Source organism: Pseudomonas sp. ef1 (genome assembly GCF_007293365.2).
GTDB classification, from domain to species: Bacteria; Pseudomonadota; Gammaproteobacteria; order Pseudomonadales; family Pseudomonadaceae; genus Aquipseudomonas; species Aquipseudomonas siliginis.
Genome location: NZ_CM129815.1, coordinates 2,799,760 through 2,825,647 on the forward strand (window position 1 = coordinate 2,799,760; position 25,888 = coordinate 2,825,647).

Consider the following 25,888-nt stretch of genomic DNA (forward strand, 5'->3'; position numbering starts at 1 on the left):
GATGTTCGGTGTGTGAGGTCCGGCGTGATGGGGGCGCTGTGCACCATAACAATACGTTGACGATGCCCGGCATCCGTCGGGCGCAGCATTTCGGGGAAGTAAACGATGAAGATGCGACGACTTTTAGGCGCAGGTGCCGCTTTGGCGCTTGCGATGAGTTCCACTTTCGCCAACGCTGAAAAACAGACCCTGAACATCGGTTACGTTGACGGCTGGTCCGACAGCGTCGCGACCACCCACGTGGCGGCCGAAGTGATCAAACAGAAGCTCGGTTATGACGTGAAGCTGCAAGCCGTCGCCACCGGGATCATGTGGCAGGGCGTGGCCACCGGCAAACTCGATGCGATGCTCTCGGCCTGGCTACCCGTGACCCACGGTGACTATTGGACGAAAAACAAGGATCAGGTCGTCGATTACGGCCCGAACTTCAAGGACGCGAAGATCGGCCTGATCGTGCCGGAGTACGTCAAAGCCAAATCGATCGAAGACCTGAAAACCGACGATACCTTCAAAAACCGCATTGTCGGCATCGACGCCGGTTCAGGCGTAATGCTCAAGACCGATCAGGCGATCAAGGATTACGGCCTGGACAAATACAGCCTCAAGGCCAGTTCCGGCGCCGGCATGATTGCCGAGCTGACCCGCGCCGAGAAGAAGAACGAATCCATCGCCGTCACCGGTTGGGTGCCGCACTGGATGTTCGCCAAGTGGAAACTGCGCTTCCTCGACGACCCGAAAGGCGTGTATGGCCAGGCTGAAACCGTGAACAGCATCGGCAGCAAAGGCCTGGACGCCAAGGCGCCGGAAGTGGCCAAATTCCTGAAAAACTTCCAGTGGGCGTCGAAAGACGAAATCGGCGAGGTCATGCTGGCGATTCAGGACGGTGCCAAGCCTGATGCAGCGGCCAAGGACTGGGTGGCCAAACACCCGGATCGTGTAGCTGACTGGACCAAATGATTTAAATCCCGCCACACCCCTGTGGGAGCGAGCCTGCTCGCGAATGCAATCTGTCAGTTGATGCAATATCGACTGATACGACGCCTTCGCGAGCAGGCTCGCTCCCACAGTTTTTTTCTGTGTACCGGAAAATGGCAAAAACATCATGGCCATCTACTACTAAGGTCGTCTGGAACCTCTCCCGCAGCCGCATACATTAGCTACGTTCCAACAATAATTTGTGCTGCGAGGATAAAAACAATGAACGACAGCATTTACCTCTCGATTCAGAACAGTCCCCGATTCAAGGAGCTGGTTCAGAAACGGGAACGATTCGCCTGGATTCTCTCGGCAATCATGCTTGGGCTCTACTCCGCATTCATCCTGCTGATCGCATACGGGCCGCACGTGCTCGGGGCGAAACTCAGTCCTGAATCCTCGATCACCTGGGGCATCCCGATCGGTGTCGGCCTGATCATTTCAGCCTTCGTCCTGACCGGCATCTACGTGCGCCGCGCCAATGGCGAGTTCGACGACCTGAACAATGCGATTCTCAAGGAGGCTCAGCAATGATCCGGCGTCTACTGGCTTTATTGAGTGTTGCGGCTTTCGCGCCGAGTGTCTGGGCGGCTGACGCATTGACGGGGGAGGTGGCCAAACAGCCGCTGAACATCCCGGCGATCCTGATGTTCGTGGCCTTCGTCGGCGCGACTTTATACATCACCTACTGGGCTTCAAAGAAAAACAACTCGGCCGCCGACTACTATGCGGCGGGCGGCAAGATCACCGGTTTCCAGAACGGCCTGGCGATTGCCGGCGACTACATGTCGGCGGCGTCTTTCCTGGGGATTTCCGCGCTGGTGTTCACCTCCGGTTATGACGGCCTGATCTACTCGATCGGCTTCCTGGTGGGCTGGCCGATCATCCTGTTCCTGATCGCCGAACGCCTGCGCAACCTGGGTAAATACACCTTTGCCGACGTGGCGTCGTACCGCCTCGGGCAAACCCAGATCCGCACCCTGTCCGCCTGCGGCTCGCTGGTGGTGGTGGCGTTCTACCTGATCGCGCAAATGGTCGGTGCCGGCAAGCTGATCCAGCTGCTGTTCGGCCTCGATTACCACGTAGCGGTGATTCTGGTCGGCGTGCTGATGTGCATGTACGTGCTGTTCGGCGGCATGCTTGCGACCACTTGGGTGCAGATCATCAAGGCAGTGTTGCTGCTGTCCGGTGCCTCGTTCATGGCGCTGATGGTGATGAAGCATGTGGGCTTCGACTTCAACACACTGTTCTCCGAAGCGATCAAGGTTCACGCCAAGGGCGAAGCGATCATGAGCCCCGGCGGTCTGGTGAAGGATCCGATCTCGGCATTCTCGCTGGGTCTGGCGCTGATGTTCGGCACCGCTGGCCTGCCGCATATTCTGATGCGCTTCTTCACCGTGAGTGACGCAAAAGAAGCGCGCAAGAGCGTGCTGTACGCTACCGGTTTCATTGGCTACTTCTACATCCTGACCTTCATCATCGGCTTCGGCGCGATCCTGCTGGTCAGCACCAACCCGGCCTTCAAAGATGCAGCGGGCGCATTGCTCGGCGGCAACAACATGGCGGCGGTGCACCTGGCCAACGCGGTGGGCGGCAGTATCTTCCTTGGTTTCATCTCGGCAGTGGCGTTCGCAACCATTCTGGCTGTGGTAGCCGGTCTGACGCTGGCGGGTGCTTCGGCGGTTTCTCACGACCTGTACGCCAGTGTGATCAAGAAGGGCAAGGCCAACGAGAAAGATGAGATTCGCGTGTCGAAGATCACCACCATCGCCCTGGCGGTGCTGGCGATTGGTCTGGGCATTCTGTTCGAGAGCCAGAACATTGCGTTCATGGTCGGCCTGGCGTTCTCCATCGCGGCGAGCTGCAACTTCCCTGTGCTGCTGCTTTCGATGTACTGGAAGAAGCTGACCACTCGTGGCGCGATGATTGGTGGCTGGCTGGGTCTGGTCAGTGCTGTTGGTCTGATGATCCTCGGCCCGACCATCTGGGTGCAGATTCTGCATCACGAGAAGGCGATCTTCCCTTACGAATATCCGGCGCTGTTCTCGATGATGATTGCGTTCATCGGGATCTGGTTCTTCTCGATTACCGACAAGTCGGCGGCTGCGGATAACGAGCGGGCGCTGTTCTTCCCGCAGTTTGTGCGTTCGCAGACCGGGTTGGGGGCGAGTGGGGCGGTTTCGCACTAAGAGATCAGCTGCAAGCTGCAAGCTGCAAGCTTCAAGAAAACGCCCTGATTGAGAGATTGGGGCGTTTTTTTTTGTGGGCGGTTATCGGTTGGTTTTGGGTGTATATCCGTTTTTTGCAGTGCTGCGGCTGGCGGTTTCGCCCTTACGGCGACTTACTTTTTTACAAGCGCCAAAAAAAGTAAGCAAAAAACGCTAGCTCCTGCGTTCGGCCCTCGCAGGCTCGGGTTCCTTCGCTGCGGGATCGATCCGGGCGCAGCGGCTCCGGTTTGCTTCGCTGCACCTACACTCGCTGTGTTCGACTTCGTCGAACGGTCGCTGCGCTCCCACCCCCGGATCAATCCCTCCACTCAGCCTTCCGACGTCGCCGGTGGATCAAAAGCAAGATCAAAAGCACTCGAGCTAACGCTCATTGTTGAGTGGGGCGGCTTCGCCGCGGGCAGCTGCGCTGCTTTGCCTTTTTGTGGGAGCGAGCCTGCTCGCGAAGGCGGCCTGACAGCCGACCTGTTCTTGAGTGGTACGCGACCCAACTGTAGGAGCTGCCGAAGGCTGCGATCTTTTGATCTGGCTTTTGCTCTTGCTTCGGCTCTGGCTCTTGATCTGGCTTTTGCTTTTGCTGTGGCTTTTGATCCGGCTTTTGATCTTTTGCCCCTTCGGCAGGCTTCGTTACGGGATCGATCCGGGTGTGGGAGCGCAGCGACCGTACGACGCAGTCGTACACAGCGAGTGTAGGTGCAGCGAAGCCAACCGGAGCCGCTGCGCCCGGATCGGTCCCGTAACGAAGGAACCCCGAGCTTTAGCGAGCGGGCCGTACGCCGGGGCAAAGCCTTTTGGGTTACCTTTTCGGCGTTTGGAAAAGGTGACTCGCTGTAAGAGCGAAACCATAAGAAGCCGTTACCGCAGCAACGGATATGCTCAGAATTCTGGAGGGCAAACCAAACAAAAACGGCCTCTATATAAGAGGCCGTTCCTGACACACCACTAAACCATCACAAAAAAGAAAAACCCTTATTTGCGATCTTCCAGCTTGGTAATGTCACGCGACTCGTAACCGGTGTACAGCTGGCGCGGACGGCCAATCTTGTACGGGCTCGAAAGCATTTCTTTCCAGTGCGAAATCCAGCCCACAGTACGCGCCAGGGCGAAAATCACCGTGAACATGCTGGTCGGAATGCCGATCGCCTTGAGGATGATCCCCGAGTAGAAGTCGACGTTCGGGTACAGCGAGCGCTCGATGAAGTACGGGTCGGTCAACGCGATCTCTTCCAGGCGCATGGCCAGTTCGAGTTGCGGATCGTTGTTGATGCCCAGTTCCTTCAGCACTTCGTCGCAGGTCTGCTTCATGACAGTCGCGCGAGGGTCGCGGTTCTTGTAGACGCGGTGACCGAAGCCCATCAACTTGAACGGATCGTTCTTGTCCTTGGCCTTGGCGATGAACTTGTCGATGTTCGACACATCGCCAATCTCGTCGAGCATGGTCAGCACGGCTTCGTTCGCACCGCCGTGGGCAGGACCCCACAGTGCGGCGATACCGGCGGCGATGCAGGCGAACGGGTTGGCACCCGAAGAGCCGGCCAGACGCACGGTGGAGGTCGAAGCGTTCTGCTCGTGGTCGGCGTGGAGGATGAAGATCCGGTCCATGGCCTTGGCGAGTACCGGGCTGATCGGTTTGATCTCGCACGGGGTGTTGAACATCATGTGCAGGAAGTTTTCCGCGTAAGTCAGATCGTTGCGCGGGTACATCATGGGTTGGCCCATGGAGTACTTGTAAACCATCGCTGCCAGGGTCGGCATCTTCGCAACCAGACGGATCGCGGAAATTTCGCGATGCTGCGGGTTATTGATGTCCAGGGAGTCGTGGTAGAAGGCCGAGAGGGCGCCGACTACACCGCACATGACGGCCATCGGGTGGGCGTCGCGACGGAAACCGTTGAAGAAGGTTTTCAGCTGCTCGTGAACCATGGTGTGGTTCTTCACGGTGCTGACGAACTGGGCCTTCTGTTCTGCGGTCGGCAATTCGCCGTTGAGCAGCAGGTAGCAGGTTTCCAGGTAGTCCGACTTTTCAGCCAGCTGTTCGATCGGGTAGCCGCGGTGCAACAAAATGCCGTTGTCGCCGTCGATATAGGTAATTTTCGATTCGCACGAAGCGGTCGACATGAAACCCGGGTCGAAAGTGAAGCGGCCCGTGGCCGTCAGGCCCCGAACATCGATTACATCGGGACCAACGGTGCCGGTTAAAATGGGCAGCTCGACGGGGGCTGCGCCCTCGATGATCAACTGCGCTTTTTTGTCAGCCATGTGGCCTCCTATTTATGCTTGAACCATCAGACAGACCCCCCACGCAGGGCCCGCACCACTATAGTGAGATAAATTCGAATGTCAATTTGCCTAAAGTCTTGCTCCAGAAGGCTTTAAGCCGACTTTTTCCTCGAAATTGCCTGCCATTTACGCCTTTTATGCAACTTGTGCAATCCGCTATTGGGGGTAGGTGAACGCGTTGTCATTAGTAGCCTAACTGTCTATACTCGGCCACCGACCGCCAAGGGCTTTTGGGCTTGCTTTCATTGGGGGTCGCATCCCTGGGTGGTGGTTACCTGACCAGTGCACTCCCCAACAACTTTGCCCTGATTGTTAGGGGCTCTTCAGTGTGAAAAAAAAGCCGTGAAAAGCCAACGACCTGTAAACCTAGACCTAAGGACCATCAAACTCCCAGTCACTGCTTACACGTCCATTCTTCACCGTATCTCCGGTGTCATCCTCTTCGTGTGCCTTGCCATCATGCTTTACGCATTGGACAAGTCGCTGAGCTCCGAGGAAGGCTTCGGTCAGGTGAAAGCGTGTCTGACCAGTCCGCTAGCCAAGCTAGTGATTTGGGGCATCCTGTCCGCTCTGCTGTATCACCTGGTAGCCGGTGTGCGCCACTTGATCATGGACATGGGCATCGGTGAGACGCTGGAAGGCGGCAAACTGGGCTCGAAAATCGTTATCGCCGTTTCCGTGGTGGTAATCGTTCTGGCAGGAGTCTGGATATGGTAACTAACGTCACTAACCTGTCGCGTTCGGGCCTCTATGACTGGATGGCACAGCGTGTGTCTGCGGTCGTTCTCGCGGCTTACTTCATCTTTCTGATCGGATACATCGTCGCCAACCCTGGCCTCGAGTATGCCCAGTGGCATGAACTGTTCGCTCACAACGGAATGCGTATTTTCAGCCTGCTGGCCCTTGTTGCTCTGGGCGCTCACGCCTGGGTCGGCATGTGGACCATCGCGACTGACTACCTGACGCCAATGGCGTTCGGCAAGTCCGCAACGGCGATACGTTTCCTTTTCCAGGCAGTATGCGGCGTTGCGATGTTCGCTTACTTCGTCTGGGGTGTGCAGATTCTCTGGGGTATCTGATTCATGGCTAACATTCCAACGATTTCTTTCGACGCCATCATTATTGGTGGTGGCGGTGCCGGCATGCGCGCTGCGCTGCAGCTGGCACAGGGCGGCCACAAGACTGCGGTGATCACCAAGGTTTTCCCGACCCGTTCGCACACTGTGTCCGCACAGGGCGGCATCACGTGCGCCATCGCTTCCGCCGACCCGAACGATGACTGGCGCTGGCACATGTACGATACCGTCAAGGGTTCCGACTACATCGGTGACCAGGACGCTATCGAATACATGTGTCAGGAAGGCCCGGCCGCTGTTTTCGAGCTGGACCACATGGGTCTGCCGTTCTCGCGTACCGAGCAAGGCCGCATCTACCAGCGTCCATTCGGTGGCCAGTCCAAGGATTACGGCAAGGGCGGTCAGGCTGCACGTACCTGCGCTGCATCCGACCGTACCGGTCACGCGCTGCTGCACACCCTTTATCAGGGCAACCTGAAAGCCGGCACTACGTTCCTCAACGAGTACTACGCTGTTGATCTGGTGAAAAACCAGGAAGGCGAATTCGTTGGTGTGATCGCGATCTGCATCGAAACCGGCGAAACCTCCTACATTCGTGCCAAGGCCACGGTTCTGGCCACTGGCGGTGCAGGCCGTATCTACGCGTCCACCACCAACGCCCTGATCAACACCGGTGACGGCGTCGGCATGGCTCTGCGTGCTGGCGTGCCGGTACAGGACATCGAAATGTGGCAGTTCCACCCGACCGGCATCGCCGGCGCCGGTGTACTGGTTACCGAAGGTTGCCGTGGTGAAGGTGGTTACCTGATCAACAAGCACGGCGAGCGTTTCATGGAGCGTTATGCTCCGAACGCGAAAGACCTTGCAGGTCGTGACGTGGTTGCCCGTTCGATGGTTAAGGAAATCATCGCCGGCAACGGTTGCGGTCCGAATGGCGACCACGTAATGCTCAAGCTCGACCACCTGGGCGAGGAAGTGCTGCACAGCCGTCTGCCAGGCATCTGCGAACTGTCGAAGACTTTCGCCCACGTTGACCCGGTAGTGGCTCCGGTTCCGGTTGTGCCGACCTGCCACTACATGATGGGCGGCGTTGCCACCAACATTCATGGCCAGGCGATCACCCAGAACGCCGAAGGTCAGGACCAGATCATTCCTGGCCTGTTTGCGGTAGGCGAAGTGGCTTGCGTATCGGTACACGGTGCGAACCGTCTGGGCGGCAACTCGCTGCTCGACCTGGTGGTCTTCGGTCGCGCTGCCGGCCTGCACCTGGAAAAGGCGTTGACCGATGGCATCGAATACGACGACGCTACCGAGTCCGACATCGAAGCTGCACTGTCGCGTCTGAACGCGCTGAACAACCGTACCGACGGTGAAGACGTTGCCACCCTGCGTCGCGAGCTGCAAAGCTGCATGCAGAACTACTTCGGTGTATTCCGTACCGGCGAATACATGCAGAAGGGCATCGCTCAGCTGGCCGATCTGCGCAAGCGTATCGCCAACGTGAAGATCAACGACAAGTCGCAAGCGTTCAACACTGCACGTATCGAAGCGCTGGAACTGCAGAACCTGCTGGAAGTGGCTGAAGCTACCGCCATCGCGGCCGAAGTACGTAAAGAGTCCCGCGGCGCTCACGCCCGTGAAGACTTCGAAGACCGTGATGACGAAAACTGGCTGTGCCACACCCTGTACTTCCCGGGTGACAAGCGCGTCACCAAGCGTGCCGTGAACTTCTCGCCGAAGACTGTTCCGACTTTCGAACCTAAAGTCCGGACTTATTAAGGGTGACCGCCATGTTGCAAGTCAGTGTTTATCGCTACAACCCTGATCAGGACGCCGCGCCGTTCATGCAGGATTTCCAGGTCGATACCGGTGGTAAAGACCTGATGGTGCTGGACGTGCTGGCCCTGATCAAAGAGCAGGACGAAGGTTTCTCCTATCGTCGCTCCTGCCGTGAAGGCGTCTGCGGCTCCGACGGCATGAACATCAACGGCAAGAACGGTCTGGCCTGCATCACGCCGCTGTCTGCCGTTGTAAAAGGCAACAAGCTGATCGTTCGTCCGCTGCCAGGTTTGCCGGTTATCCGTGACCTGGTCGTCGATATGAGCATCTTCTACAAGCAATACGAGAAGGTGAAGCCTTACCTGCAGAACGACACGCCGGCTCCGGCCATCGAGCGTCTGCAGTCGCCAGAAGAGCGCGAAAAGCTCGACGGTCTGTACGAGTGCATCCTGTGCGCCTGCTGCTCGACCTCTTGCCCGTCCTTCTGGTGGAACCCGGACAAGTTCCTGGGTCCTGCTGCGCTGCTGCAAGCCTACCGCTTCCTGGCAGACAGCCGAGACACCAAGACCAGCGAGCGTCTGGCTTCACTTGACGACCCGTTCAGCGTTTTCCGCTGCCGGGGCATCATGAACTGCGTCAACGTATGTCCGAAAGGCCTGAACCCGACTAAGGCCATCGGTCACATCCGTAACATGCTGCTTTCGAGCGGCGTGTGATTCAGCTGCTGTAACCGTTGCACCGTAGAGGCTGTGGCGCGGGCTTCAACCCGCGTCATGGCTATAACCAGAGCAGTAGCCATAAGCTGCAGCTCTTCTTTTGAAGAAATGAGACAAGCAGGGGCATCCGGGCTGGTACCCGGACTATCAGTGTGATCCTAGGTGGCTTGTTTTAGTCGCTGCATTCGGACTTCTGCAAGTTTGCTCGGTGTCGACACCGATGGTGTTCCCCTAACCGAGGGTGACCAAGCATGCAAGAAAGCGTGATGCAGCGCATGTGGAACAGCGCCTACCTTTCAGGTGGAAACGCTGCCTATGTGGAAGAGCTTTATGAGCTCTACCTGCACGACCCTAACGCTGTGCCAGAAGAGTGGCGCACCTACTTTCAGAAGTTGCCAGCCGACGGCAACTCTGCCACTGATGTTTCGCACTCGACGATTCGCGATCATTTCGTGCTGCTGGCAAAGAACCAGCGCCGCGCCCAACCGGTTTCCGCCGGCAGCGTGAGCAGTGAGCACGAGAAGAAGCAAGTTGAAGTGCTGCGATTGATCCAGGCCTACCGTATGCGTGGCCACCAGGCAGCCCAGCTTGACCCGCTGGGGCTGTGGCAGCGTCCTGCACCTGCAGACCTGTCGATCAATCATTACGGCTTGACCAATGCCGATCTTGATACGACCTTCCGTGCCGGCGACCTGTTCATCGGCAAAGAGGAAGCGAGCCTACGCGAAATTCACGAAGCGTTGCAGCAGACATATTGCCGCACCATCGGCGCTGAATTCACGCACATCACCGATTCCGAGCAGCGCCAGTGGTTCCAGCAGCGTCTGGAAAGCGTGCGTGGTCGTCCGACGTACTCCGCCGACATCAAGAGCCACCTGCTTGAGCGCGTGACTGCCGGTGAAGGCCTGGAAAAATACCTCGGCACCAAATACCCGGGCACCAAGCGTTTCGGTCTGGAAGGCGGCGAAAGCCTGATTCCGATGCTCGACGAACTGATCCAGCGTTCCGGCTCGTACGGCACCAAGGAAGTCGTCATCGGCATGGCCCACCGTGGCCGTCTGAACGTTCTGGTCAATACCTTCGGCAAGAACCCGCGCGAGCTGTTCGACGAGTTCGAAGGCAAGAAGAAGGTCGAGCTCGGTTCCGGTGACGTGAAATACCACCAGGGCTTCTCGTCCAACGTGATGACAACCGGCGGTGAAGTTCACCTGGCCATGGCGTTCAACCCGTCCCACCTGGAAATCGTTTCCCCGGTGGTCGAAGGTTCGGTGCGCGCCCGTCAGGACCGTCGCAACGACCTGACCGGTGAGAAAGTTCTGCCGATCTCCATCCACGGTGACGCGGCATTCGCCGGTCAGGGCGTGGTCATGGAAACCTTCCAGATGTCGCAGACCCGCGGTTTCAAGACCGGCGGTACCGTGCACATCGTGATCAACAACCAGGTCGGTTTCACCATCAGCAACCCGCTGGACTCGCGCTCCACCGAGTACGCCACCGACGTTGCCAAGATGATCCAGGCGCCGATCCTCCATGTGAATGGCGATGATCCGGAAGCCGTGCTGTTCGTGACCCAGCTGGCCATCGACTACCGCATGCAGTTCAAGCGTGACGTGGTGATCGATCTGGTCTGCTACCGTCGTCGCGGCCACAACGAGGCCGACGAACCAAGCGGCACCCAGCCACTGATGTATCAGCAGATCACCAAGCAGCGCACCACCCGTGAGCTGTACGCTGATCGCCTGACTCAGGCCGGTGTGCTTGACGCTGAACGCGTTCAGGCCAAGGTCGACGAATACCGCAACGCGCTGGACAACGGTCTGCACGTAGTGAAATCGCTGGTCAAAGAGCCGAACAAAGAGCTGTTCGTCGACTGGCGTCCGTACCTGGGCCACGCCTGGACTGCGCGTCACGACACGCGTTTCGATCTCAAGACCCTGCAAGAGCTGTCCGCCAAGCTGCTGGAAATTCCGGAAGGCTTCGTCGTTCAGCGCCAGGTCGCGAAGATCTACGAAGACCGTCAGAAGATGCAAGCCGGCGGCCTGCCGATCAACTGGGGTTACGCCGAAACCATGGCGTACGCGACCCTGGCGTTCGAAGGTCACCCGATTCGCATGACTGGTCAGGACATCGGCCGCGGTACGTTCTCGCACCGTCACGCTGTGTTGCACAACCAGAAAGACGCGGGTACCTACATTCCGCTGCAGAACCTGTACGACGGTCAGCCACGTTTCGACCTGTACGACTCGTTCCTCTCGGAAGAAGCGGTATTGGCATTCGAATACGGTTACTCGACCACCACGCCAAACGCGCTGGTGATCTGGGAAGCCCAGTTCGGCGACTTCGCCAACGGTGCTCAGGTCGTGATCGACCAGTTCATCACCAGCGGCGAGCACAAGTGGGGCCGTCTCTGCGGTCTGACCATGCTGCTGCCACACGGTTACGAAGGCCAAGGCCCTGAGCACAGCTCGGCTCGTCTTGAGCGTTACCTGCAGCTGTGCGCCGAGCACAACATTCAGGTGTGCATGCCGACCACGCCAGCGCAGATCTACCACTTGCTGCGTCGTCAGGTGATTCGTCCGCTGCGCAAGCCGCTGGTCGTGCTGACGCCGAAGTCGCTGCTGCGCCACAAGCTGGCCATCTCGACGCTGGAAGATCTGGCCGAAGGTTCGTTCCAGACCGTGATCCCGGAAATCGATGCACTGGACCCGAAAAAGGTCGAGCGCGTGGTTCTGTGCAGCGGCAAGGTCTACTACGACCTGCTGGAAAAACGCCGTGCCGAAGGCCGCGAAGATATCGCCATCGTGCGTATCGAGCAGCTGTATCCGTTCCCTGAGGACGACTTGAAAGAAGTCCTGGCTCCATACACCAACGTCAAACACGCCGTTTGGTGTCAGGAAGAGCCGATGAACCAGGGTGCCTGGTACTGCAGCCAGCATCACTTGCGTCGCAGCATCGCCAACCTCGACAAGACTCTCGTACTTGAGTACGCGGGCCGTGAGGCTTCGGCTGCGCCAGCTTGTGGTTACGCATCGATGCACGCCGAGCAGCAGGAAAAACTGCTGCAAGATGCTTTCACTGTTTAACGCCTTCGCGCTGACTGAAACCGAATTTTAAGGACCCACAGATAATGGCTATCGAAATCAAAGCCCCGTCATTCCCGGAATCGGTTGCCGATGGCACCGTTGCCACCTGGCACAAGAAACCAGGTGAGGCCGTCAAGCGTGACGACCTGATCGTCGACATCGAAACCGACAAAGTCGTGCTCGAAGTGTTGGCTGAAGCAGACGGCGTGCTGGGCGCAATCGTTGCCGAAGAGGGCGCTACCGTTCTGTCGAACCAGGTCCTGGGCTCGATCGAAGAGGGCGGCGCTGCTGCTGCCGCTCCTGCCGCCGCTGCTGCTCCGGCCGCTACTGCCGCTGCCGCACCAGCTGCTGCCGATGGCGAAGATGACCCGATCGCAGCTCCTGCCGCGCGCAAGCTGGCTGAAGAAAACGGCATCAACATCGCTTCCGTTGCCGGCACCGGCAAGGGCGGTCGTGTGACCAAGGAAGACGTGGTAGCAGCAGTTGCTGCCAAGAAAGCCGCACCGGCTGCCGCACCTGTCAAGGCTGCTGCTCCTTCGGCTGCTGCGCCTGTGTTCGCTGCCGGCGACCGCATCGAGAAGCGCGTACCGATGACTCGCGTTCGTGCCACCGTGGCCAAGCGTCTGGTTGAAGCCCAGTCGAACATGGCGATGCTGACCACGTTCAACGAAGTCGACATGACCGAAGTCATGGCGCTGCGTTCGAAGTACAAGGACCTGTTCGAGAAGTCCCACAACGGCGTACGCCTGGGCTTCATGTCGTTCTTCGTGAAAGCGGCCACCGAAGCGCTGAAACGCTTCCCGGCTGTCAACGCGTCGATCGACGGCGGCGACATCGTTTATCACGGCTACGCAGACATCGGCGTTGCCGTTTCCAGCGACCGTGGCCTGGTGGTACCGGTTCTGCGTAACGCCGAGCTGATGAGCCTGGCTGAAATCGAAGGCGGCATCGCAACATTTGGCAAGAAAGCCCGTGACGGCAAACTGTCGATGGACGAGATGACCGGTGGTACCTTCACCATCACCAACGGTGGTACCTTCGGTTCGATGATGTCGACGCCGATCGTCAACCCGCCGCAGGCAGCGATTCTGGGCATGCACAACATCATCCAGCGTCCGATGGCCATCAACGGTCAGGTCGTGATCCGTCCGATGATGTACCTGGCTCTGTCCTACGATCACCGCCTGATCGATGGCAAAGAAGCTGTGACCTTCCTGGTGACCATCAAGAACCTGCTGGAAGATCCGGCTCGTCTGTTGCTGGATATCTAAAAAGCAGCTGCAAGCTTTCAGCTACAAGCCTCAAGCTCAAGGCGAGCGGGTGGGCTTGCAGCTTGAAGCTTGCGGCTTGTAGCTTTATTGCTAAAGAGGATTTTTTGAATGTCGCAGAAATTTGACGTAGTAGTGATCGGTGCCGGCCCTGGTGGCTATGTAGCGGCCATCAAGGCTGCTCAGTTGGGCCTGACCACTGCCTGCATCGAGAAGTACACCGACGCAGAGGGCAAGCAAGCCCTGGGCGGTACCTGCCTGAACGTGGGTTGCATTCCTTCCAAGGCGCTGCTCGACAGCTCGTGGAAATACAAGGAAGCCAAAGAGAGCTTCAACGTTCACGGTATCTCGACCGGCGAAGTCAAAATGGACGTCGCTGCGATGGTTGGCCGCAAGGCTGGCATCGTCAAGAACCTGACCGGCGGCGTTGCCACCCTGTTCAAGGCCAACGGCGTTACTTCGATCCAGGGCCACGGCAAGCTGCTGGCCGGCAAGAAAGTCGAAGTCACCAAGCCGGATGGTTCGGTTGAAGTCATCGAAGCGGAAAACGTCATTCTCGCGCCAGGTTCGCGTCCGATCGACATTCCACCGGCTCCGGTTGACCAGAAAGTCATCGTCGATTCGACTGGCGCTCTGGAGTTCCAGTCCGTACCTAAACGTCTGGGCGTGATCGGCGCTGGCGTGATCGGTCTGGAACTGGGTTCGGTATGGTCGCGTCTGGGGGCAGAAGTGACTGTTCTCGAAGCACTGGACACTTTCCTGATGGCAGCGGACACCGCTGTTTCCAAGGAAGCGCTGAAAACCCTGACCAAACAGGGTCTGGACATCAAGCTGGGCGCTCGCGTTACCGGTTCGAAAGTCAACGGCGAAGAAGTCGTCGTCAACTACACCGATGCCAACGGCGAGCAGACCATCACTTTCGACAAGCTGATCGTAGCCGTTGGTCGCCGTCCGGTGACCACTGATCTGCTGTCTGCCGACTGCGGCGTGGAAATCGACGAGCGCGGTTTCATCGCGGTCGATGACCATTGCGTCACAGCTGTACCGGGCGTCTTCGCCATCGGTGACGTGGTTCGCGGCATGATGCTGGCCCACAAGGCTTCGGAAGAAGGCATCATGGTTGTCGAGCGCATCAAGGGCCACAAGGCTCAGATGAACTATGATTTGATCCCTTCGGTTATTTATACTCACCCGGAAATCGCGTGGGTTGGCAAAACCGAGCAGGCGCTGAAGGCCGAAGGCGTTGAAGTCAACGTCGGCACCTTCCCGTTCGCCGCTTCCGGCCGTGCCATGGCTGCCAACGATACCGGTGGTTTCGTCAAGGTCATCGCCGATGCCAAGACCGACCGCGTATTGGGCGTGCACGTGATTGGCCCGAGCGCTGCAGAACTGGTTCAGCAGGGCGCGATCGGTATGGAATTCGGCACCAGCGCTGAAGACCTGGGCATGATGGTTTTCTCCCATCCGACCCTGTCCGAAGCCTTGCACGAAGCTGCTCTGGCAGTGAATGGCGGCGCCATTCACATTGCCAACCGCAAGAAGCGTTAAGACATAATAAGAAACCACGGCGGCAACGGCCCGTCGTGAGCCTTGCGAGCAAGACTCACCGCGGAATGTCCGCCGGACGCAGTCTTGCGTAGCCCAGCTACGCAAGCAGCAGTCACAGGTGGCGCGGCACTCAAACGAGCGCAGCGCCGAATGCGCAGTACCTAACGAAGACGGTAAAAAGCATGAATCTTCACGAGTATCAGGGTAAGCAGCTGTTCGCTGAATACGGCCTGCCAGTTTCCACTGGTTACGCAGTAGACACCCCGGAAGCAGCAGCAGAAGCTTGCGACAAAATCGGCGGCAACGAGTGGGTCGTCAAAGCCCAGGTTCACGCCGGTGGTCGCGGTAAAGCGGGCGGCGTAAAGCTGGTTCGCAGCAAAGAAGACGCCAAAGCCTTCGCACAGCAGTGGCTGGGCAAGCGTCTGGTGACTTACCAGACTGACGCCAATGGCCAGCCAGTCACCAAGATCCTGGTTGAATCGTGCACTGATATCGCTAAAGAGCTGTACCTGGGCGCTGTCGTTGACCGTTCGAGCCGTCGCATCGTGTTCATGGCTTCCACCGAAGGTGGCGTGGACATCGAGAAAATCGCTCACGACACTCCAGAAAAAATTCTCAAGGCCACTATCGATCCACTGGTTGGCGCTCAGCCATCCCAGGGTCGCGAGCTGGCATTCCAGCTGGGTCTGGAAGGCAAGCAGGTCACTCAGTTCGCCAAGATCTTCGTAGGTCTGGCCAAGCTGTTCAAAGATCACGACCTGGCTCTGCTGGAAGTAAACCCGCTGGTGATCAAGGCCGACGGCGATCTGCACTGCCTCGACGCGAAGATCAACATCGACGCCAACGCCATGTACCGTCAGCCTAAGCTGAAGGCTTTCCACGATCCGTCGCAGGACGATCCGCGCGAAGCGCACGCTGCCAAGTTCGAACTGAACTACGTAGCGCTGGAAGGCAACATCGGCTGCATGGTCAACGGTGCCGGTCTGGCCATGGGCACCATGGACATCGTCAACCTGCATGGCGGCAAGCCAGCCAACTTCCTCGACGTAGGTGGTGGCGCTACCAAGGAACGCGTTACTGAAGCGTTCAAGATCATCCTGTCCGACCAGAACGTCGCGGCAGTACTGGTCAACATCTTCGGCGGCATCGTTCGCTGCGACATGATTGCCGAAGGCATCATCGGCGCCGTGAAAGAAGTCGGCGTGAAAATCCCGGTTGTTGTTCGCCTTGAAGGCAACAACGCTGAGCTGGGCGCTAAAGTACTGGCAGAAAGCGGTTTGAACATCATCGCTGCTACCAGCCTGACCGACGCTGCTCAACAAGTTGTCAAAGCTGCGGAGGGCAAATAATGAGCGTCCTGATCAATAAAGACACCAAAGTTATCTGCCAGGGTATTACCGGTTCGCAAGGTAGTTTCCACACCCAGCAAGCCATCGAATACGGCACCAAGATGGTTGGCGGCGTAACTCCGGGCAAAGGCGGCACCGAGCACCTGGGTCTGCCAGTGTTCAACACCGTCAAAGATGCAGTAGCAGCCACTGGCGCTACCGCCAGCGTGATCTACGTTCCGGCTCCGTTCTGCAAGGACTCGATCCTGGAAGCGGCATTCGGCGGCATCAAGCTGATCGTCTGCATCACCGAAGGCATTCCTACCCTGGACATGCTGGACGCCAAAGTTAAGTGCGACGAGCTGGGCGTAGTCCTGATCGGCCCTAACTGCCCAGGCGTGATCACCCCAGGCGAATGCAAGATCGGCATCATGCCAGGTCACATTCACTTGCCAGGCAAGGTCGGTATCGTTTCGCGTTCCGGCACCCTGACCTACGAAGCTGTGAAGCAGACCACTGACGCCGGTTTCGGTCAGTCGACTTGCGTCGGCATCGGTGGTGACCCGATCCCGGGTTCGAACTTCATCGACATCCTGAAGCTGTTCCAGGAAGACCCGAAGACCGAGGCGATCGTGATGATCGGCGAGATCGGCGGTTCGGCTGAAGAAGAAGCGGCTGCCTACATCAAGGCTAACGTGACCAAGCCGGTTGTTTCCTACATCGCTGGTGTGACTGCTCCTCCGGGCAAGCGCATGGGCCATGCTGGCGCAATCATCTCTGGCGGCAAAGGCACTGCAGACGAGAAATTCGCTGCGCTGCAAGACGCAGGCGTTAAAACCGTGCGTTCGCTGGCAGACATCGGCAAGGCCCTGGCCGAGCTGACTGGCTGGGAAGTGAAGAAGTAAGCTTCGGCTGACTTTTTAGCTCCAGCAACAAAGGCCACCTTCGGGTGGCCTTTGTCGTTTAAGGGCAGCTTCAAGCTTCAAGCGGCTAGCTGCAAGATAAAAGCTTGCAGCTTGAAACTTGTAGCTTGCAGCTACTTTTCATACATAAACGCGACACTGAAACGTCGCGTATCGGATAGTTCGCCCTCTAACAGTGCGTTTGTCAGCCAAATTCGTTAGGCTGGCCGCCATTTTTGCGTCCGCCGCCCACAAGGCAGCTACGCGCTTTAAGGGTCAGTCCCATACGGATCGACAGCATTTCCCTAATCCAACAGGGCAATCCCCCTCTAAATTCCGATTTCAGTAGTGTGGTATTACCTTAATGAAAGTTTTGAAAGGTCAGGACATCCTGGCACTTGGTTTTATGACGTTTGCCCTGTTTGTCGGGGCCGGTAACATCATTTTCCCGCCGATCGTCGGCTTGCAGGCCGGGCCTCATGTCTGGATGGCTGCGCTGGGCTTCCTGATTACCGCCGTTGGTTTACCGGTGGTCACCGTAGTGGCGCTGGCCAAGGTCGGCGGTGCGATGGATGCGTTGAGCAGCCCTATCGGCAAGATCGCTGGCGGTATCCTCGCGGCGGCATGCTACCTGGCCGTGGGTCCGCTGTTCGCCACCCCGCGTACCGCGACCGTATCCTTCGAGGTAGGTCTGGCGCCATTGACCGGCGAAAGCCCGCTGGCGTTGTTCCTCTACAGCTCGGTGTACTTCCTGCTGGTGTTCTTCATTTCGCTCTATCCTGGGCGGTTGCTGGATACCGTTGGCCGCTTCCTCGCACCGCTGAAAATCATTGCGCTGGCAGTACTGGGCATCGCCGCGTTCGCCTTGCCGGCGGGTGACATCGGTCACGGCACACCGGAATACGTCGCCGCGCCATTTTCGCAAGGGTTCATCAATGGTTATCTGACCATGGATACCCTTGGGGCACTGGTGTTCGGCATCGTTATCGTCAACGCGATCCGCTCGCGTGGCGTCGAGTCGCCGGCGCTCATCACCCGTTATGCGATCATCGCCGGGCTGATTGCCGGCGTGGGGCTGGCACTGGTCTACGTCAGCCTGTTCCGCCTTGGTTCCGGCAGCCATGAAGTCGCTGTCGGCGCCACCAACGGCGCGGCGGTGTTGCATGCCTACGTGCAACATACCTTCGGTTCGCTGGGCAGCGGTTTCCTTGCGGTACTGATCTCGCTGGCGTGTCTGGTCACGGCGGTTGGTCTGACCTGTGCCTGTGCTGAATACTTCAGCCGTGTGCTGCCACTGTCCTACAAGACTCTGGTGATTATCCTCGCAGCGTTTTCCCTGCTGGTCTCCAACCTTGGTCTGACCAAGCTCATTGCTTTCTCGATTCCGGTACTCACTGCGATCTACCCGCCGTGCATCGTTCTGGTCGCGCTGAGCTTCTGTAAGGATTTCTGGCATGAGCACGGGCGCATTCTTGGCCCGGTGATGCTGGTGTCGTTCCTGTTCGGCACCATCGACGCCTTGAAAGGCGCTGGTCTGGCCGACTGGATGCCAACTCAGCTGACCCATCTGCCACTGAGCGAGCAAGGGCTGGCATGGCTGGTGCCATGCGTGATGACCCTGGTGGTCGCCGTGGTCTGCGATCGCCTGCTGGGCAAGCGCAGCGAAGTCACTGCCTGACGTGATGTGACCCGCCACAAGCGGGTCAGGCACGGTTAAACAGAAATGCCCCGTATCAATCGATACGGGGCATTTTTTATGCGCGTGAGGCAGTGTCTTTTTCCCTGAACTAACGTCGAAGGGTTGCCGAAATCGTTACGTGGGAGCGAGCCTGCTCGCGAATGCGTTGTGTCAGCCGCCATGAATATTGCGTGGTACGCCGCTTTCGCGAGCAGGCTCGCTCCCACAGGTCATTCATACCGTGATCACATTTCACAAGGAATTGCATGTCGTTCATCCAAGCCAATCTGATCCACTTGCTCGCCGCCGTCTGGTTTGTCGTCTGCTGGGGCGGTTACACCCGTTATGCCACCTGGAAGGCCCGTGATACGGCGTGTCTGGCCAGTGTGTTGCACCTTTACCGCGAAGACTGGATGCGCCGCATGCTGCTGCGTGACAACCGCATCGCCGATGCCAGCGTGATCGGCAATCTGGAGCGCAACGCCTCGTTCTTCGCGTCCAGCACGCTGATCATCCTCGCCGGTATCCTCACCGTGCTCGGTGCGTCCGACCGAGCCGTATCGTTGTTGGCGGATATTCCGATGGTGCAGCAGGCGTCGCAGGGCATGTCGGAGATCAAGTTGCTGTGTCTGGCACTGGTGTTCGTCTATGCGTTCTTTACTTTCAGCTGGTGCATGCGGCAGTACAATTTCGCGGCGATTCTGGTCGGGTCGGCGCCGATGATCGGTGAGCGCCAAGTGACCGAGCAGGAACGCAAGGCCTTCGCTTCACGGGCGGCGCGGGTGATTTCGATGGCGGCCAACCAGTTCAACTTCGGCCTGCGTTCTTATTACTTCGGCATGAGCATGCTGGCGTGGTTCGTCAGCCCGTGGCTGTTCATGATCATGAGCGCGGGAGTCGTGGTGGTTTTGTATCGCCGCGAGTTTCATTCCGACGTTCTCGATGTCATGGTCTATACCCCTACAGAGGCGCCCGTCCCTGAGGCGAACAAAGAGGCTGTTTGATGAGTATTCCGTTCTGGTGTGTGTTTATCAGTGCTTTATTGATCTATGTGGCGCGTATGCCGGTGGCCAAGGCCATGAAAGAGCAGGGCGGGTATGACAATCACTTGCCGCGGCAGCAGCAGGCGCAGTTGACCGGCTTCGGTGCGAGGGCGCTGGCGGCCCATCAGAACAGCATCGAAGCCTTCATCCTCTTCGCCGTCGGCGTGCTGATGGCGCATACCACGCAAACCGCGGGTTGGCTGATCGATGCGCTGGCGATCATCTTCGTGATCTCGCGGATTTTCTATCTGTGGTTCTATATGGCCGATCTGGCGAAGTTGCGCAGCCTGATGTGGCTAGTTGGCTTCATCTGTTCGTTGTTGCTGATGATTAGTCCGACTTTTAGAACAATGTTGCTCTAACCGGTAAATCGCAGGCAAAAGAAAACCCGCACTTGGCGGGTTTTCCTTTCACACCACAAAGCTTATTGCTTTTTGGCGGCTTCTTCTTGAGCAGCGGCGTTCGATTCAGCCTGAGCTTTGGCAGCTTCGGCGTTTTCTTTTGCTGCGTCGTTCACTTTATCCTGAGCTTTGTTCATGTCTTGCTGAGCTTGCTCAGCATGTTGGTTTGCATCTTGAGCTTTGTCCTCGGATTTTTTATCGCAGGCAGCGAGACCGAGGGAAGCGGTCAACATCAAGGCAATAGCTAAAGTCTTACGCATGGGGTGTATCTCCTTATGGAAAATAACTACTGGCCTTAAGAACTCGGCGCTGCGGGTTAAGTTCCTCAATTGTTTCAGATATATAAGTTTGTTTTATCACGGAACTTTTGCCGCTTTTCTCACTACTGGCACAAGGCCCAAACGCGAGTAATTATCACATGGCCGAAAACCCCGTTTTTGAGCGCGCGACGCGCTTTTTATCGGCATTGCGCCACTGTCAGGTCTTGGGTCTGCAAGTGCACAGTGCTTCCAGCGAAGGGCTGACGGTGATCCTGCCGTACAGCGAAAAAATCGTCGGCAATCCCGAAACCGGAGTCATCCACGGCGGTGCGATCACTTCATTGATGGACACTGCATGCGGCATGTCGACCCTGTGCGTGCTGCCAGAGTTCGAAGTCTGTCCGACCCTCGATCTGCGCATCGACTACATGCACGCCGCTGAACCGAACAAAGCGGTGTACGGCTTTGCCCAGTGCTATCGCGTCACCACCGACGTGATCTTTGCCCGTGGTTTTGCTTACCAGGACGATCCCGAGCAACCGATTGCCCACGTCGTCGGCACATTCATGCGCATGGGCATCGGCCTGAAGGGCAGCAAGGGTTTCGCGGGCGCGATCAAGGGAGCGAGCCAATGAGCAACGATCTCAGGGAGCAGCTGCAACAGGCCCACGCGCAGGGCGATTACACGCCGCTGCTGGCATTGATTCCCTATGCCGGGCTGATTGGTATCGAGTGCTCGCGAGTCGGCGATGAGTTGCTGTTCAAGCTGCCGGCGAACAAGGACAACATTGGTAACCCTTTATTGCCGGCGATCCATGGCGGGGTGATTGCCGGCTTCATGGAGCTGGCCGCGGCCCTGCATCTGCTGATTTTTACCGGCACGCCGGGCGTGCCGAAGATCATCGATTTTTCCCTCGATTACCTGCGCGCCGGGCAGTTTCGCGACACTTGGGCCAGGTGTCAGGTCTGTCGCCAGGGCCGTCGCGTGGCCAACGTTGCGGTCACTGCGTGGCAGAGTACCGAGGGCGAACCGATCGCCACCGCCCGCGCGCACTTCAAAATTGATGAGCCCTTGAAATCCTGAGCAGCGCCCCCAACTCAGATGACAACCCGCCGCAGACCATTCGGGTCGCGGCCAATGCCATCTGATTGGAGTTTGATGACCATGAGTGTGGAAACTCAAAAGGAAACCCTGGGCTTCCAGACCGAGGTAAAGCAGCTGCTGCACCTCATGATCCATTCGCTGTATTCGAATAAGGAAATTTTCCTTCGCGAATTGATCTCGAACGCCTCTGACGCTGTCGACAAGCTGCGCTTCGAAGCCCTGGCCAAGCCTGAGTTGCTCGAAGGTGGCGCTGACCTGAAAATCCGTGTGAGCTTCGACAAGGACGCCAAGACCGTCACTCTCGAAGACAACGGTATCGGCATGAACCGTGACGATGTGATCACCCACCTGGGTACCATCGCCAAATCCGGCACCGCCGATTTCATGAAAAACCTGTCCGGCGATCAGAAGAAAGATTCGCACCTCATCGGCCAGTTCGGTGTCGGCTTCTATTCGGCCTTCATCGTCGCCGACAAGGTTGATGTATACAGCCGTCGCGCCGGCACTGCCGTCAGCGAAGGCGTGCACTGGTCGTCGAAAGGCGAGGGCGAGTTCGAAGTCGCCACGATCGACAAGCCAGAGCGCGGCACCCGCATCGTCCTGCACCTGAAATCCGGCGAAGACGAATTCGCGGATGGCTGGCGTCTGCGCAACATCATCAAGAAGTACTCCGACCACATCGCTTTGCCGATCGAACTGCCGAAGGAAGTCACTCCGGCCGAAGGCGAAGAGGCTCCGGCCGTTGAATGGGAAACCGTCAACCGCGCCAGCGCCCTGTGGACCCGTCCGCGCACTGAAGTCAAAGACGAGGAATACCAGGAGTTCTACAAACACATCGCTCACGACTTCGAGAATCCGCTGTCGTGGAGCCACAACAAGGTTGAAGGCAAGCTCGAATACAGCTCGCTGCTGTACGTGCCGGCCCGCGCGCCGTTCGACCTGTACCAGCGTGAAGCGCCGAAGGGCCTGAAGCTGTACGTGCAGCGTGTGTTTGTAATGGATCAGGCCGAGTCGTTCCTGCCGCTGTACCTGCGCTTCATCAAAGGCGTGGTCGATTCCAACGACCTGTCGCTGAACGTGTCGCGTGAAATCCTGCAGAAAGACCCGATCATCGATTCGATGAAAACCGCGCTGACCAAGCGTGTGCTCGACATGCTGGAAAAACTGGCGAAGAACGAACCTGAGCAATACAAGGGCTTTTGGAAAAACTTCGGTCAGGTCATGAAAGAAGGCCCGGCAGAAGATTTTGCCAACAAAGAGAAAATTGCCGGTCTGCTGCGTTTTGCATCGACCCAGGGCGACGACGGCGAGCAGGTTGTCGGTCTGGCCGACTACCTGGCCCGCGCCAAGGAAGGTCAGGACAAGATCTACTACCTCACCGGCGAAACCTACGCGCAGGTCAAGAACAGCCCGCACCTGGAAGTCTTCCGCAAGAAAGGCATCGAAGTGCTGCTGCTGACCGATCGCATCGACGAGTGGCTGATGAGCTACCTCAGCGAATTCGACGGCAAGACTTTTGTCGACGTGGCGCGCGGTGACCTCGATCTGGGCAACCTGGACTCGGAAGAGGACAAGAAAGCCGCAGAAGAAGTCGCCAAGTCCAAAGAAGGCCTGGTCGAGCGTCTGAAAACTGCGCTGGGTGATTCCGTGGCTGAAGTCCGCGTATCCCACCGTCTGACCGATTCGCCGGCCATTCTGGCCATCGGCGAACAGGACCTGGGTCTGCAAATGCGCCAGATCCTCGAGGCCAGCGGGCAGAAAGTCCCGGATTCGAAGCCGATCTTCGAGTTCAACCCGAGCCACCCGCTGATCGAGAAACTCGATGGCGAGCAGAGCGAAGAGCGTTTTGGCGATCTGTCGCACATCCTCTTCGATCAGGCCGCCCTGGCGGCGGGCGACAGCTTGAAGGATCCGGCCGCTTATGTGCGCCGTCTGAACAAGCTGCTGGTTGAACTGTCGGTTTGATCACGTTGTAGGAAAAACCCGCTTCGGCGGGTTTTTTCGTTCTGGTGTTTACTCAATCAGGAGTCAGAAATGAGCCAAGTCACTGTACGTTCCGTGATCTATCAGATTGACGGCCAGGCCTATGAAGGTCGCCTGGCGTTCGACGCCGAGCACAAGGCTGCGCGCCCGGGTTTGCTGATGGCGCCTAACTGGATGGGCGTCAGCGCCGGTGCTGAAGACATCGCCAAAGCGGTGGCGGCCAAGGGCTACGTGGTGTTGATTGCGGATGTCTATGGCCAGAGCGTACGTCCGCAGAACGCTGATGAGGCGCTGGCAGCGATGATGCCGCTCAAGGACGACCGCGCGCTGTTGCGCAAACGTCTGCAAGTGGCCTTTGAACAATTGCAAAGCCAGGGCGAAGCCGCTGTGGATACGTCAAAACTGGCGGTGTTCGGTTTCTGCTTCGGTGGTTGCTGTGCGCTGGACCTGGCCCGCACCGGCGCGCCGGTAAAAGCGGCGGTGTCGTTCCACGGCACGCTGGATTCGCCGAACCCGGCGGATGCGCAGAACATCAAGGGCTCGGTGCTGGTGCTGCACGGCGCGTCCGATCCATTGGTGCCGAAAGAGCAACTGCCGGCATTCGAAGATGAGATGAACGCGGCGAAAGTCGACTGGCAACTGCTCAGCTACGGCGGTGCGGTGCACTCGTTTACCGATCCGCACGCCAATGTGCCGGGCAAGATGATGTACGACGAAAAGACCGCCAAGCGCGCGTTCAAGTCGATGCATGATCTGCTGGATGAAGTGTTCAAGGGCTGATTGCCCTCAGATCAAAAGATCGCAGCCTTCGGCAGCTCCTGCATGAATCCGGTGTAGGAGCTGCCGAAGGCTGCGATCTTTTGCTTTTAACGGCTTGCCGGTAGTTCGATCCGCTCGACTTCCCCCGGCACCGTCGGCCAATCCTTGGCTGCCCACTTGCGCCGTGCCTCATCAATCGCCGCCGGATCACTGGCAACAAAATTCCAGTTGATCCGTCTCGGCCCGTCCAGCGCCGCGCCGCCGAACACCACGGCGTGTACATCGGTTTCGGCAAACAGGCTCATCTCTTCGCCAACCGGCAACACCACCAGCGCATGCGGCTCGATCGCCTCGCCATTCAACTGCGCATCCCCGCTCAACACATACACCGCGCGTTCTTCATGCTCGGCCGGAATCAGCAATGTGGTCGCGGTCTGCATCTTCACTTCGGCATACAGCGTAGGAGAAAGCACCGGGACCGGCGATTCCAGGCAAAAGCCTGACCCGGCAATCATGCGAATCTGCACGCCGAGGTTATCGCTGACCGGCAACGTCGCTGCCGGATGATGACTGTAATGCCCCGGGCCTTCTTCGTGTGCCTTGGGCGAGGCCAGCCAGACTTGCAGGCCGTGCAGGGTGAAGGTCTCGGCAAGCAGTGGCGCAGGCGTACGCTCGACGTGGGCGATGGCGCTGCCAGCGGTCATCCAGCTGACATCGCCGGCGCCGACCACTTGATCGGAGCCCAGACTGTCCTTGTGCTGCAATTGCCCTTCGAACAAGTAGGTAAGCGTCGACAGACCGATATGCGGATGCTGTCGGATATCCATGCCTTTACCCGTCGGATAAATCGTCTCGAGCATGTGGTCGAAAAACACGAAAGGTCCGACATTGCGGCATTTGGCTGACGGCAGCGGGCGCAGAATCGGCTGGCCTTCGACGTCTTCGGCGCGCGGGCGGATGATCAGGAGTGGCGTGTCCATGGTGCATTCCAGGCTGAGCGGGTGATGCCAGAAGCATAACCCGCCGCTGGCATTGAGAGGATTATTGGCTGTCAAAGCCTTGTGGTGCGTGGGTTTCGATACTGACTTCGCTGGTGGTCATCAATTTGTGAATCGGGCAGCGATCGGCCACACGCAGCAGTTCCTCGCGCTGAGCGTCGGTCAGTACACCTTTGAGGGTGAGGGTGACATGCAGGGCGTATTTGCCTTTCTGCTCTTGGCTGTTGTCGCGCTTCACTTCGACTCCCACGCCGGTCAGCGGGATGTCTTTTTTCTTCGCGTACATCTTCAGGGTCAGCGCTTTACAGGCGCCAAGGGCTGCGTCGAAGTAGTCGTGTGGCTCTGGCGCGGTGCCTTCACCCCCAGCGGTTTTCGGTACATCGGCAAACAATTCGTGGTCGTCGATCTGGACGGTGTGACGAAAACCTTCGGCAGAGACGGTATTGACGGTAACAGTCATGGAAACCTCACAGGCGGCAGG

The 25,888-nt window shown here is 58.1% G+C and carries 23 protein-coding genes; 19 read left to right on the forward strand and 4 right to left on the reverse strand.

Going from position 1 to position 25,888, the window contains the following annotated elements; genetic code table 11:
* Positions 1-105 precede the first annotated feature (105 nt).
* From FEE99_RS12780 to FEE99_RS12790, 3 genes are all read left to right on the forward strand, one after another.
* Positions 106-957 carry a glycine betaine ABC transporter substrate-binding protein gene (locus FEE99_RS12780; RefSeq protein WP_041479599.1) on the forward strand — a complete coding sequence of 284 codons (852 nt, stop codon included), beginning with the start codon at positions 106-108 and terminating at the stop codon, positions 955-957.
* Between the two features lie 240 nt (positions 958-1,197).
* Entirely contained in the window at positions 1,198-1,509 is a 312-nt protein-coding gene (locus FEE99_RS12785) for a DUF485 domain-containing protein (RefSeq protein ID WP_016771016.1), read from the forward strand.
* Positions 1,506-3,164 (forward strand): cation acetate symporter, encoded by a 1,659-nt coding sequence (locus tag FEE99_RS12790; RefSeq protein ID WP_016771015.1) that lies wholly within the window; start codon positions 1,506-1,508, stop codon positions 3,162-3,164. The genes FEE99_RS12785 and FEE99_RS12790 overlap by 4 nt, the downstream gene beginning before the upstream one ends.
* Positions 3,165-4,169: 1,005 nt before the next feature.
* On the opposite strand, the gene gltA is transcribed toward FEE99_RS12790, so the two are convergent.
* A complete protein-coding gene (gene gltA, locus FEE99_RS12795; RefSeq protein WP_003222994.1) occupies positions 4,170-5,459 on the reverse strand; it encodes a citrate synthase in 1,290 nt (429 codons plus the stop codon).
* 363 nt (positions 5,460-5,822) lie between these two features.
* On the opposite strand from gltA, the gene sdhC reads away from it, so the two are divergent.
* The 12 genes from sdhC (at position 5,823) to FEE99_RS12855 (ending at position 20,263) form a co-directional block, all read left to right on the forward strand.
* Positions 5,823-6,197 (forward strand): succinate dehydrogenase, cytochrome b556 subunit, encoded by a 375-nt coding sequence (sdhC, locus tag FEE99_RS12800; protein WP_016773673.1) that lies wholly within the window; start codon positions 5,823-5,825, stop codon positions 6,195-6,197.
* The gene (gene sdhD, locus FEE99_RS12805; RefSeq protein WP_008049683.1) at positions 6,191-6,559 is read left to right on the forward strand and encodes a succinate dehydrogenase, hydrophobic membrane anchor protein; all 369 of its coding nucleotides are present in this window, start codon (positions 6,191-6,193) and stop codon (positions 6,557-6,559) included. Before sdhC ends, sdhD begins: the two co-directional genes overlap by 7 nt.
* A gap of 3 nt (positions 6,560-6,562) precedes the next feature.
* Positions 6,563-8,335, forward strand: a complete 1,773-nt coding sequence (gene sdhA, locus FEE99_RS12810; protein ID WP_024012149.1) for a succinate dehydrogenase flavoprotein subunit — start codon at positions 6,563-6,565, stop codon at positions 8,333-8,335.
* Positions 8,336-8,346: 11 nt separating this feature from the next.
* Positions 8,347-9,051 carry a succinate dehydrogenase iron-sulfur subunit gene (locus tag FEE99_RS12815; RefSeq protein ID WP_016773675.1) on the forward strand — a complete coding sequence of 235 codons (705 nt, stop codon included), beginning with the start codon at positions 8,347-8,349 and terminating at the stop codon, positions 9,049-9,051.
* 251 nt (positions 9,052-9,302) lie between these two features.
* The gene (locus tag FEE99_RS12820; protein ID WP_041479560.1) at positions 9,303-12,134 is read left to right on the forward strand and encodes a 2-oxoglutarate dehydrogenase E1 component; all 2,832 of its coding nucleotides are present in this window, start codon (positions 9,303-9,305) and stop codon (positions 12,132-12,134) included.
* Between the two features lie 44 nt (positions 12,135-12,178).
* Positions 12,179-13,405 (forward strand): 2-oxoglutarate dehydrogenase complex dihydrolipoyllysine-residue succinyltransferase, encoded by a 1,227-nt coding sequence (gene odhB, locus FEE99_RS12825; RefSeq protein ID WP_041479559.1) that lies wholly within the window; start codon positions 12,179-12,181, stop codon positions 13,403-13,405.
* Between the two features lie 108 nt (positions 13,406-13,513).
* The gene (lpdA, locus tag FEE99_RS12830) at positions 13,514-14,950 is read left to right on the forward strand and encodes a dihydrolipoyl dehydrogenase (protein ID WP_016773678.1); all 1,437 of its coding nucleotides are present in this window, start codon (positions 13,514-13,516) and stop codon (positions 14,948-14,950) included.
* A 182-nt stretch (positions 14,951-15,132) separates the two neighbouring features.
* Positions 15,133-16,299 carry an ADP-forming succinate--CoA ligase subunit beta gene (gene sucC, locus FEE99_RS12835; RefSeq protein WP_016773679.1) on the forward strand — a complete coding sequence of 389 codons (1,167 nt, stop codon included), beginning with the start codon at positions 15,133-15,135 and terminating at the stop codon, positions 16,297-16,299.
* The gene (gene sucD, locus FEE99_RS12840; RefSeq protein WP_016773680.1) at positions 16,299-17,183 is read left to right on the forward strand and encodes a succinate--CoA ligase subunit alpha; all 885 of its coding nucleotides are present in this window, start codon (positions 16,299-16,301) and stop codon (positions 17,181-17,183) included. Before sucC ends, sucD begins: the two co-directional genes overlap by 1 nt.
* Positions 17,184-17,544: 361 nt before the next feature.
* The gene (brnQ, locus tag FEE99_RS12845) at positions 17,545-18,858 is read left to right on the forward strand and encodes a branched-chain amino acid transport system II carrier protein (protein WP_041479558.1); all 1,314 of its coding nucleotides are present in this window, start codon (positions 17,545-17,547) and stop codon (positions 18,856-18,858) included.
* A 266-nt stretch (positions 18,859-19,124) separates the two neighbouring features.
* Positions 19,125-19,862, forward strand: coding sequence for a DUF599 domain-containing protein (locus FEE99_RS12850; RefSeq protein WP_016773682.1), 738 nt, complete (start codon positions 19,125-19,127; stop codon positions 19,860-19,862).
* Positions 19,862-20,263, forward strand: a complete 402-nt coding sequence (locus tag FEE99_RS12855; RefSeq protein ID WP_041479557.1) for an MAPEG family protein — start codon at positions 19,862-19,864, stop codon at positions 20,261-20,263. Before FEE99_RS12850 ends, FEE99_RS12855 begins: the two co-directional genes overlap by 1 nt.
* 62 nt (positions 20,264-20,325) lie before the next feature.
* Here the strand turns inward: FEE99_RS12855 and FEE99_RS12860 are convergent, their stop codons facing one another.
* The gene (locus FEE99_RS12860) at positions 20,326-20,562 is read right to left on the reverse strand and encodes a hypothetical protein (RefSeq protein ID WP_007959016.1); all 237 of its coding nucleotides are present in this window, start codon (positions 20,560-20,562) and stop codon (positions 20,326-20,328) included.
* Positions 20,563-20,720: 158 nt separating this feature from the next.
* Here FEE99_RS12860 and FEE99_RS12865 point away from each other — a divergent pair, with 158 nt between their 5' ends.
* The 4 genes from FEE99_RS12865 to FEE99_RS12880 all read left to right on the forward strand — a co-directional run bounded on the left by FEE99_RS12865 (position 20,721) and on the right by FEE99_RS12880 (position 24,430).
* Positions 20,721-21,197: a PaaI family thioesterase gene (locus FEE99_RS12865; protein WP_024012154.1), complete on the forward strand. Its 477-nt coding sequence runs from the start codon at positions 20,721-20,723 to the stop codon at positions 21,195-21,197.
* Positions 21,194-21,646: a PaaI family thioesterase gene (locus FEE99_RS12870; protein WP_041479556.1), complete on the forward strand. Its 453-nt coding sequence runs from the start codon at positions 21,194-21,196 to the stop codon at positions 21,644-21,646. The genes FEE99_RS12865 and FEE99_RS12870 overlap by 4 nt, the downstream gene beginning before the upstream one ends.
* Before the next feature lie 81 nt (positions 21,647-21,727).
* Positions 21,728-23,632 carry a molecular chaperone HtpG gene (htpG, locus tag FEE99_RS12875; RefSeq protein WP_041479561.1) on the forward strand — a complete coding sequence of 635 codons (1,905 nt, stop codon included), beginning with the start codon at positions 21,728-21,730 and terminating at the stop codon, positions 23,630-23,632.
* Positions 23,633-23,701: 69 nt separating this feature from the next.
* Positions 23,702-24,430 carry a dienelactone hydrolase family protein gene (locus tag FEE99_RS12880; RefSeq protein WP_041479555.1) on the forward strand — a complete coding sequence of 243 codons (729 nt, stop codon included), beginning with the start codon at positions 23,702-23,704 and terminating at the stop codon, positions 24,428-24,430.
* A gap of 86 nt (positions 24,431-24,516) precedes the next feature.
* Here the strand turns inward: FEE99_RS12880 and FEE99_RS12885 are convergent, their stop codons facing one another.
* Together FEE99_RS12885 and FEE99_RS12890 are read right to left on the reverse strand one after the other, a co-directional pair.
* Positions 24,517-25,389 carry a pirin family protein gene (locus FEE99_RS12885; RefSeq protein WP_041479554.1) on the reverse strand — a complete coding sequence of 291 codons (873 nt, stop codon included), beginning with the start codon at positions 25,387-25,389 and terminating at the stop codon, positions 24,517-24,519.
* Between the two features lie 61 nt (positions 25,390-25,450).
* Positions 25,451-25,867 carry an OsmC family protein gene (locus FEE99_RS12890; protein ID WP_039763671.1) on the reverse strand — a complete coding sequence of 139 codons (417 nt, stop codon included), beginning with the start codon at positions 25,865-25,867 and terminating at the stop codon, positions 25,451-25,453.
* Positions 25,868-25,888 lie beyond the last annotated feature (21 nt).

What these genes read in the sequence shown, in the direction of transcription:
- FEE99_RS12780 (WP_041479599.1), top strand. Translation starts at nt 106, where the DNA reads ATGAAGATGCGACGACTTTTAGGCGCAGGTGCCGCTTTGGCGCTTGCG.
- FEE99_RS12785 (WP_016771016.1), top strand. Translation starts at nt 1,198, where the DNA reads ATGAACGACAGCATTTACCTCTCGATTCAGAACAGTCCCCGATTCAAG.
- FEE99_RS12790 (WP_016771015.1), top strand. Translation starts at nt 1,506, where the DNA reads ATGATCCGGCGTCTACTGGCTTTATTGAGTGTTGCGGCTTTCGCGCCG.
- gltA (WP_003222994.1), bottom strand. Translation starts at nt 5,459, where the DNA reads ATGGCTGACAAAAAAGCGCAGTTGATCATCGAGGGCGCAGCCCCCGTC.
- sdhD (WP_008049683.1), top strand. Translation starts at nt 6,191, where the DNA reads ATGGTAACTAACGTCACTAACCTGTCGCGTTCGGGCCTCTATGACTGG.
- sdhA (WP_024012149.1), top strand. Translation starts at nt 6,563, where the DNA reads ATGGCTAACATTCCAACGATTTCTTTCGACGCCATCATTATTGGTGGT.
- FEE99_RS12815 (WP_016773675.1), top strand. Translation starts at nt 8,347, where the DNA reads ATGTTGCAAGTCAGTGTTTATCGCTACAACCCTGATCAGGACGCCGCG.
- FEE99_RS12820 (WP_041479560.1), top strand. Translation starts at nt 9,303, where the DNA reads ATGCAAGAAAGCGTGATGCAGCGCATGTGGAACAGCGCCTACCTTTCA.
- odhB (WP_041479559.1), top strand. Translation starts at nt 12,179, where the DNA reads ATGGCTATCGAAATCAAAGCCCCGTCATTCCCGGAATCGGTTGCCGAT.
- lpdA (WP_016773678.1), top strand. Translation starts at nt 13,514, where the DNA reads ATGTCGCAGAAATTTGACGTAGTAGTGATCGGTGCCGGCCCTGGTGGC.
- sucC (WP_016773679.1), top strand. Translation starts at nt 15,133, where the DNA reads ATGAATCTTCACGAGTATCAGGGTAAGCAGCTGTTCGCTGAATACGGC.
- sucD (WP_016773680.1), top strand. Translation starts at nt 16,299, where the DNA reads ATGAGCGTCCTGATCAATAAAGACACCAAAGTTATCTGCCAGGGTATT.
- brnQ (WP_041479558.1), top strand. Translation starts at nt 17,545, where the DNA reads ATGAAAGTTTTGAAAGGTCAGGACATCCTGGCACTTGGTTTTATGACG.
- FEE99_RS12850 (WP_016773682.1), top strand. Translation starts at nt 19,125, where the DNA reads ATGTCGTTCATCCAAGCCAATCTGATCCACTTGCTCGCCGCCGTCTGG.
- FEE99_RS12855 (WP_041479557.1), top strand. Translation starts at nt 19,862, where the DNA reads ATGAGTATTCCGTTCTGGTGTGTGTTTATCAGTGCTTTATTGATCTAT.
- FEE99_RS12860 (WP_007959016.1), bottom strand. Translation starts at nt 20,562, where the DNA reads ATGCGTAAGACTTTAGCTATTGCCTTGATGTTGACCGCTTCCCTCGGT.
- FEE99_RS12865 (WP_024012154.1), top strand. Translation starts at nt 20,721, where the DNA reads ATGGCCGAAAACCCCGTTTTTGAGCGCGCGACGCGCTTTTTATCGGCA.
- FEE99_RS12870 (WP_041479556.1), top strand. Translation starts at nt 21,194, where the DNA reads ATGAGCAACGATCTCAGGGAGCAGCTGCAACAGGCCCACGCGCAGGGC.
- htpG (WP_041479561.1), top strand. Translation starts at nt 21,728, where the DNA reads ATGAGTGTGGAAACTCAAAAGGAAACCCTGGGCTTCCAGACCGAGGTA.
- FEE99_RS12880 (WP_041479555.1), top strand. Translation starts at nt 23,702, where the DNA reads ATGAGCCAAGTCACTGTACGTTCCGTGATCTATCAGATTGACGGCCAG.
- FEE99_RS12885 (WP_041479554.1), bottom strand. Translation starts at nt 25,389, where the DNA reads ATGGACACGCCACTCCTGATCATCCGCCCGCGCGCCGAAGACGTCGAA.
- FEE99_RS12890 (WP_039763671.1), bottom strand. Translation starts at nt 25,867, where the DNA reads ATGACTGTTACCGTCAATACCGTCTCTGCCGAAGGTTTTCGTCACACC.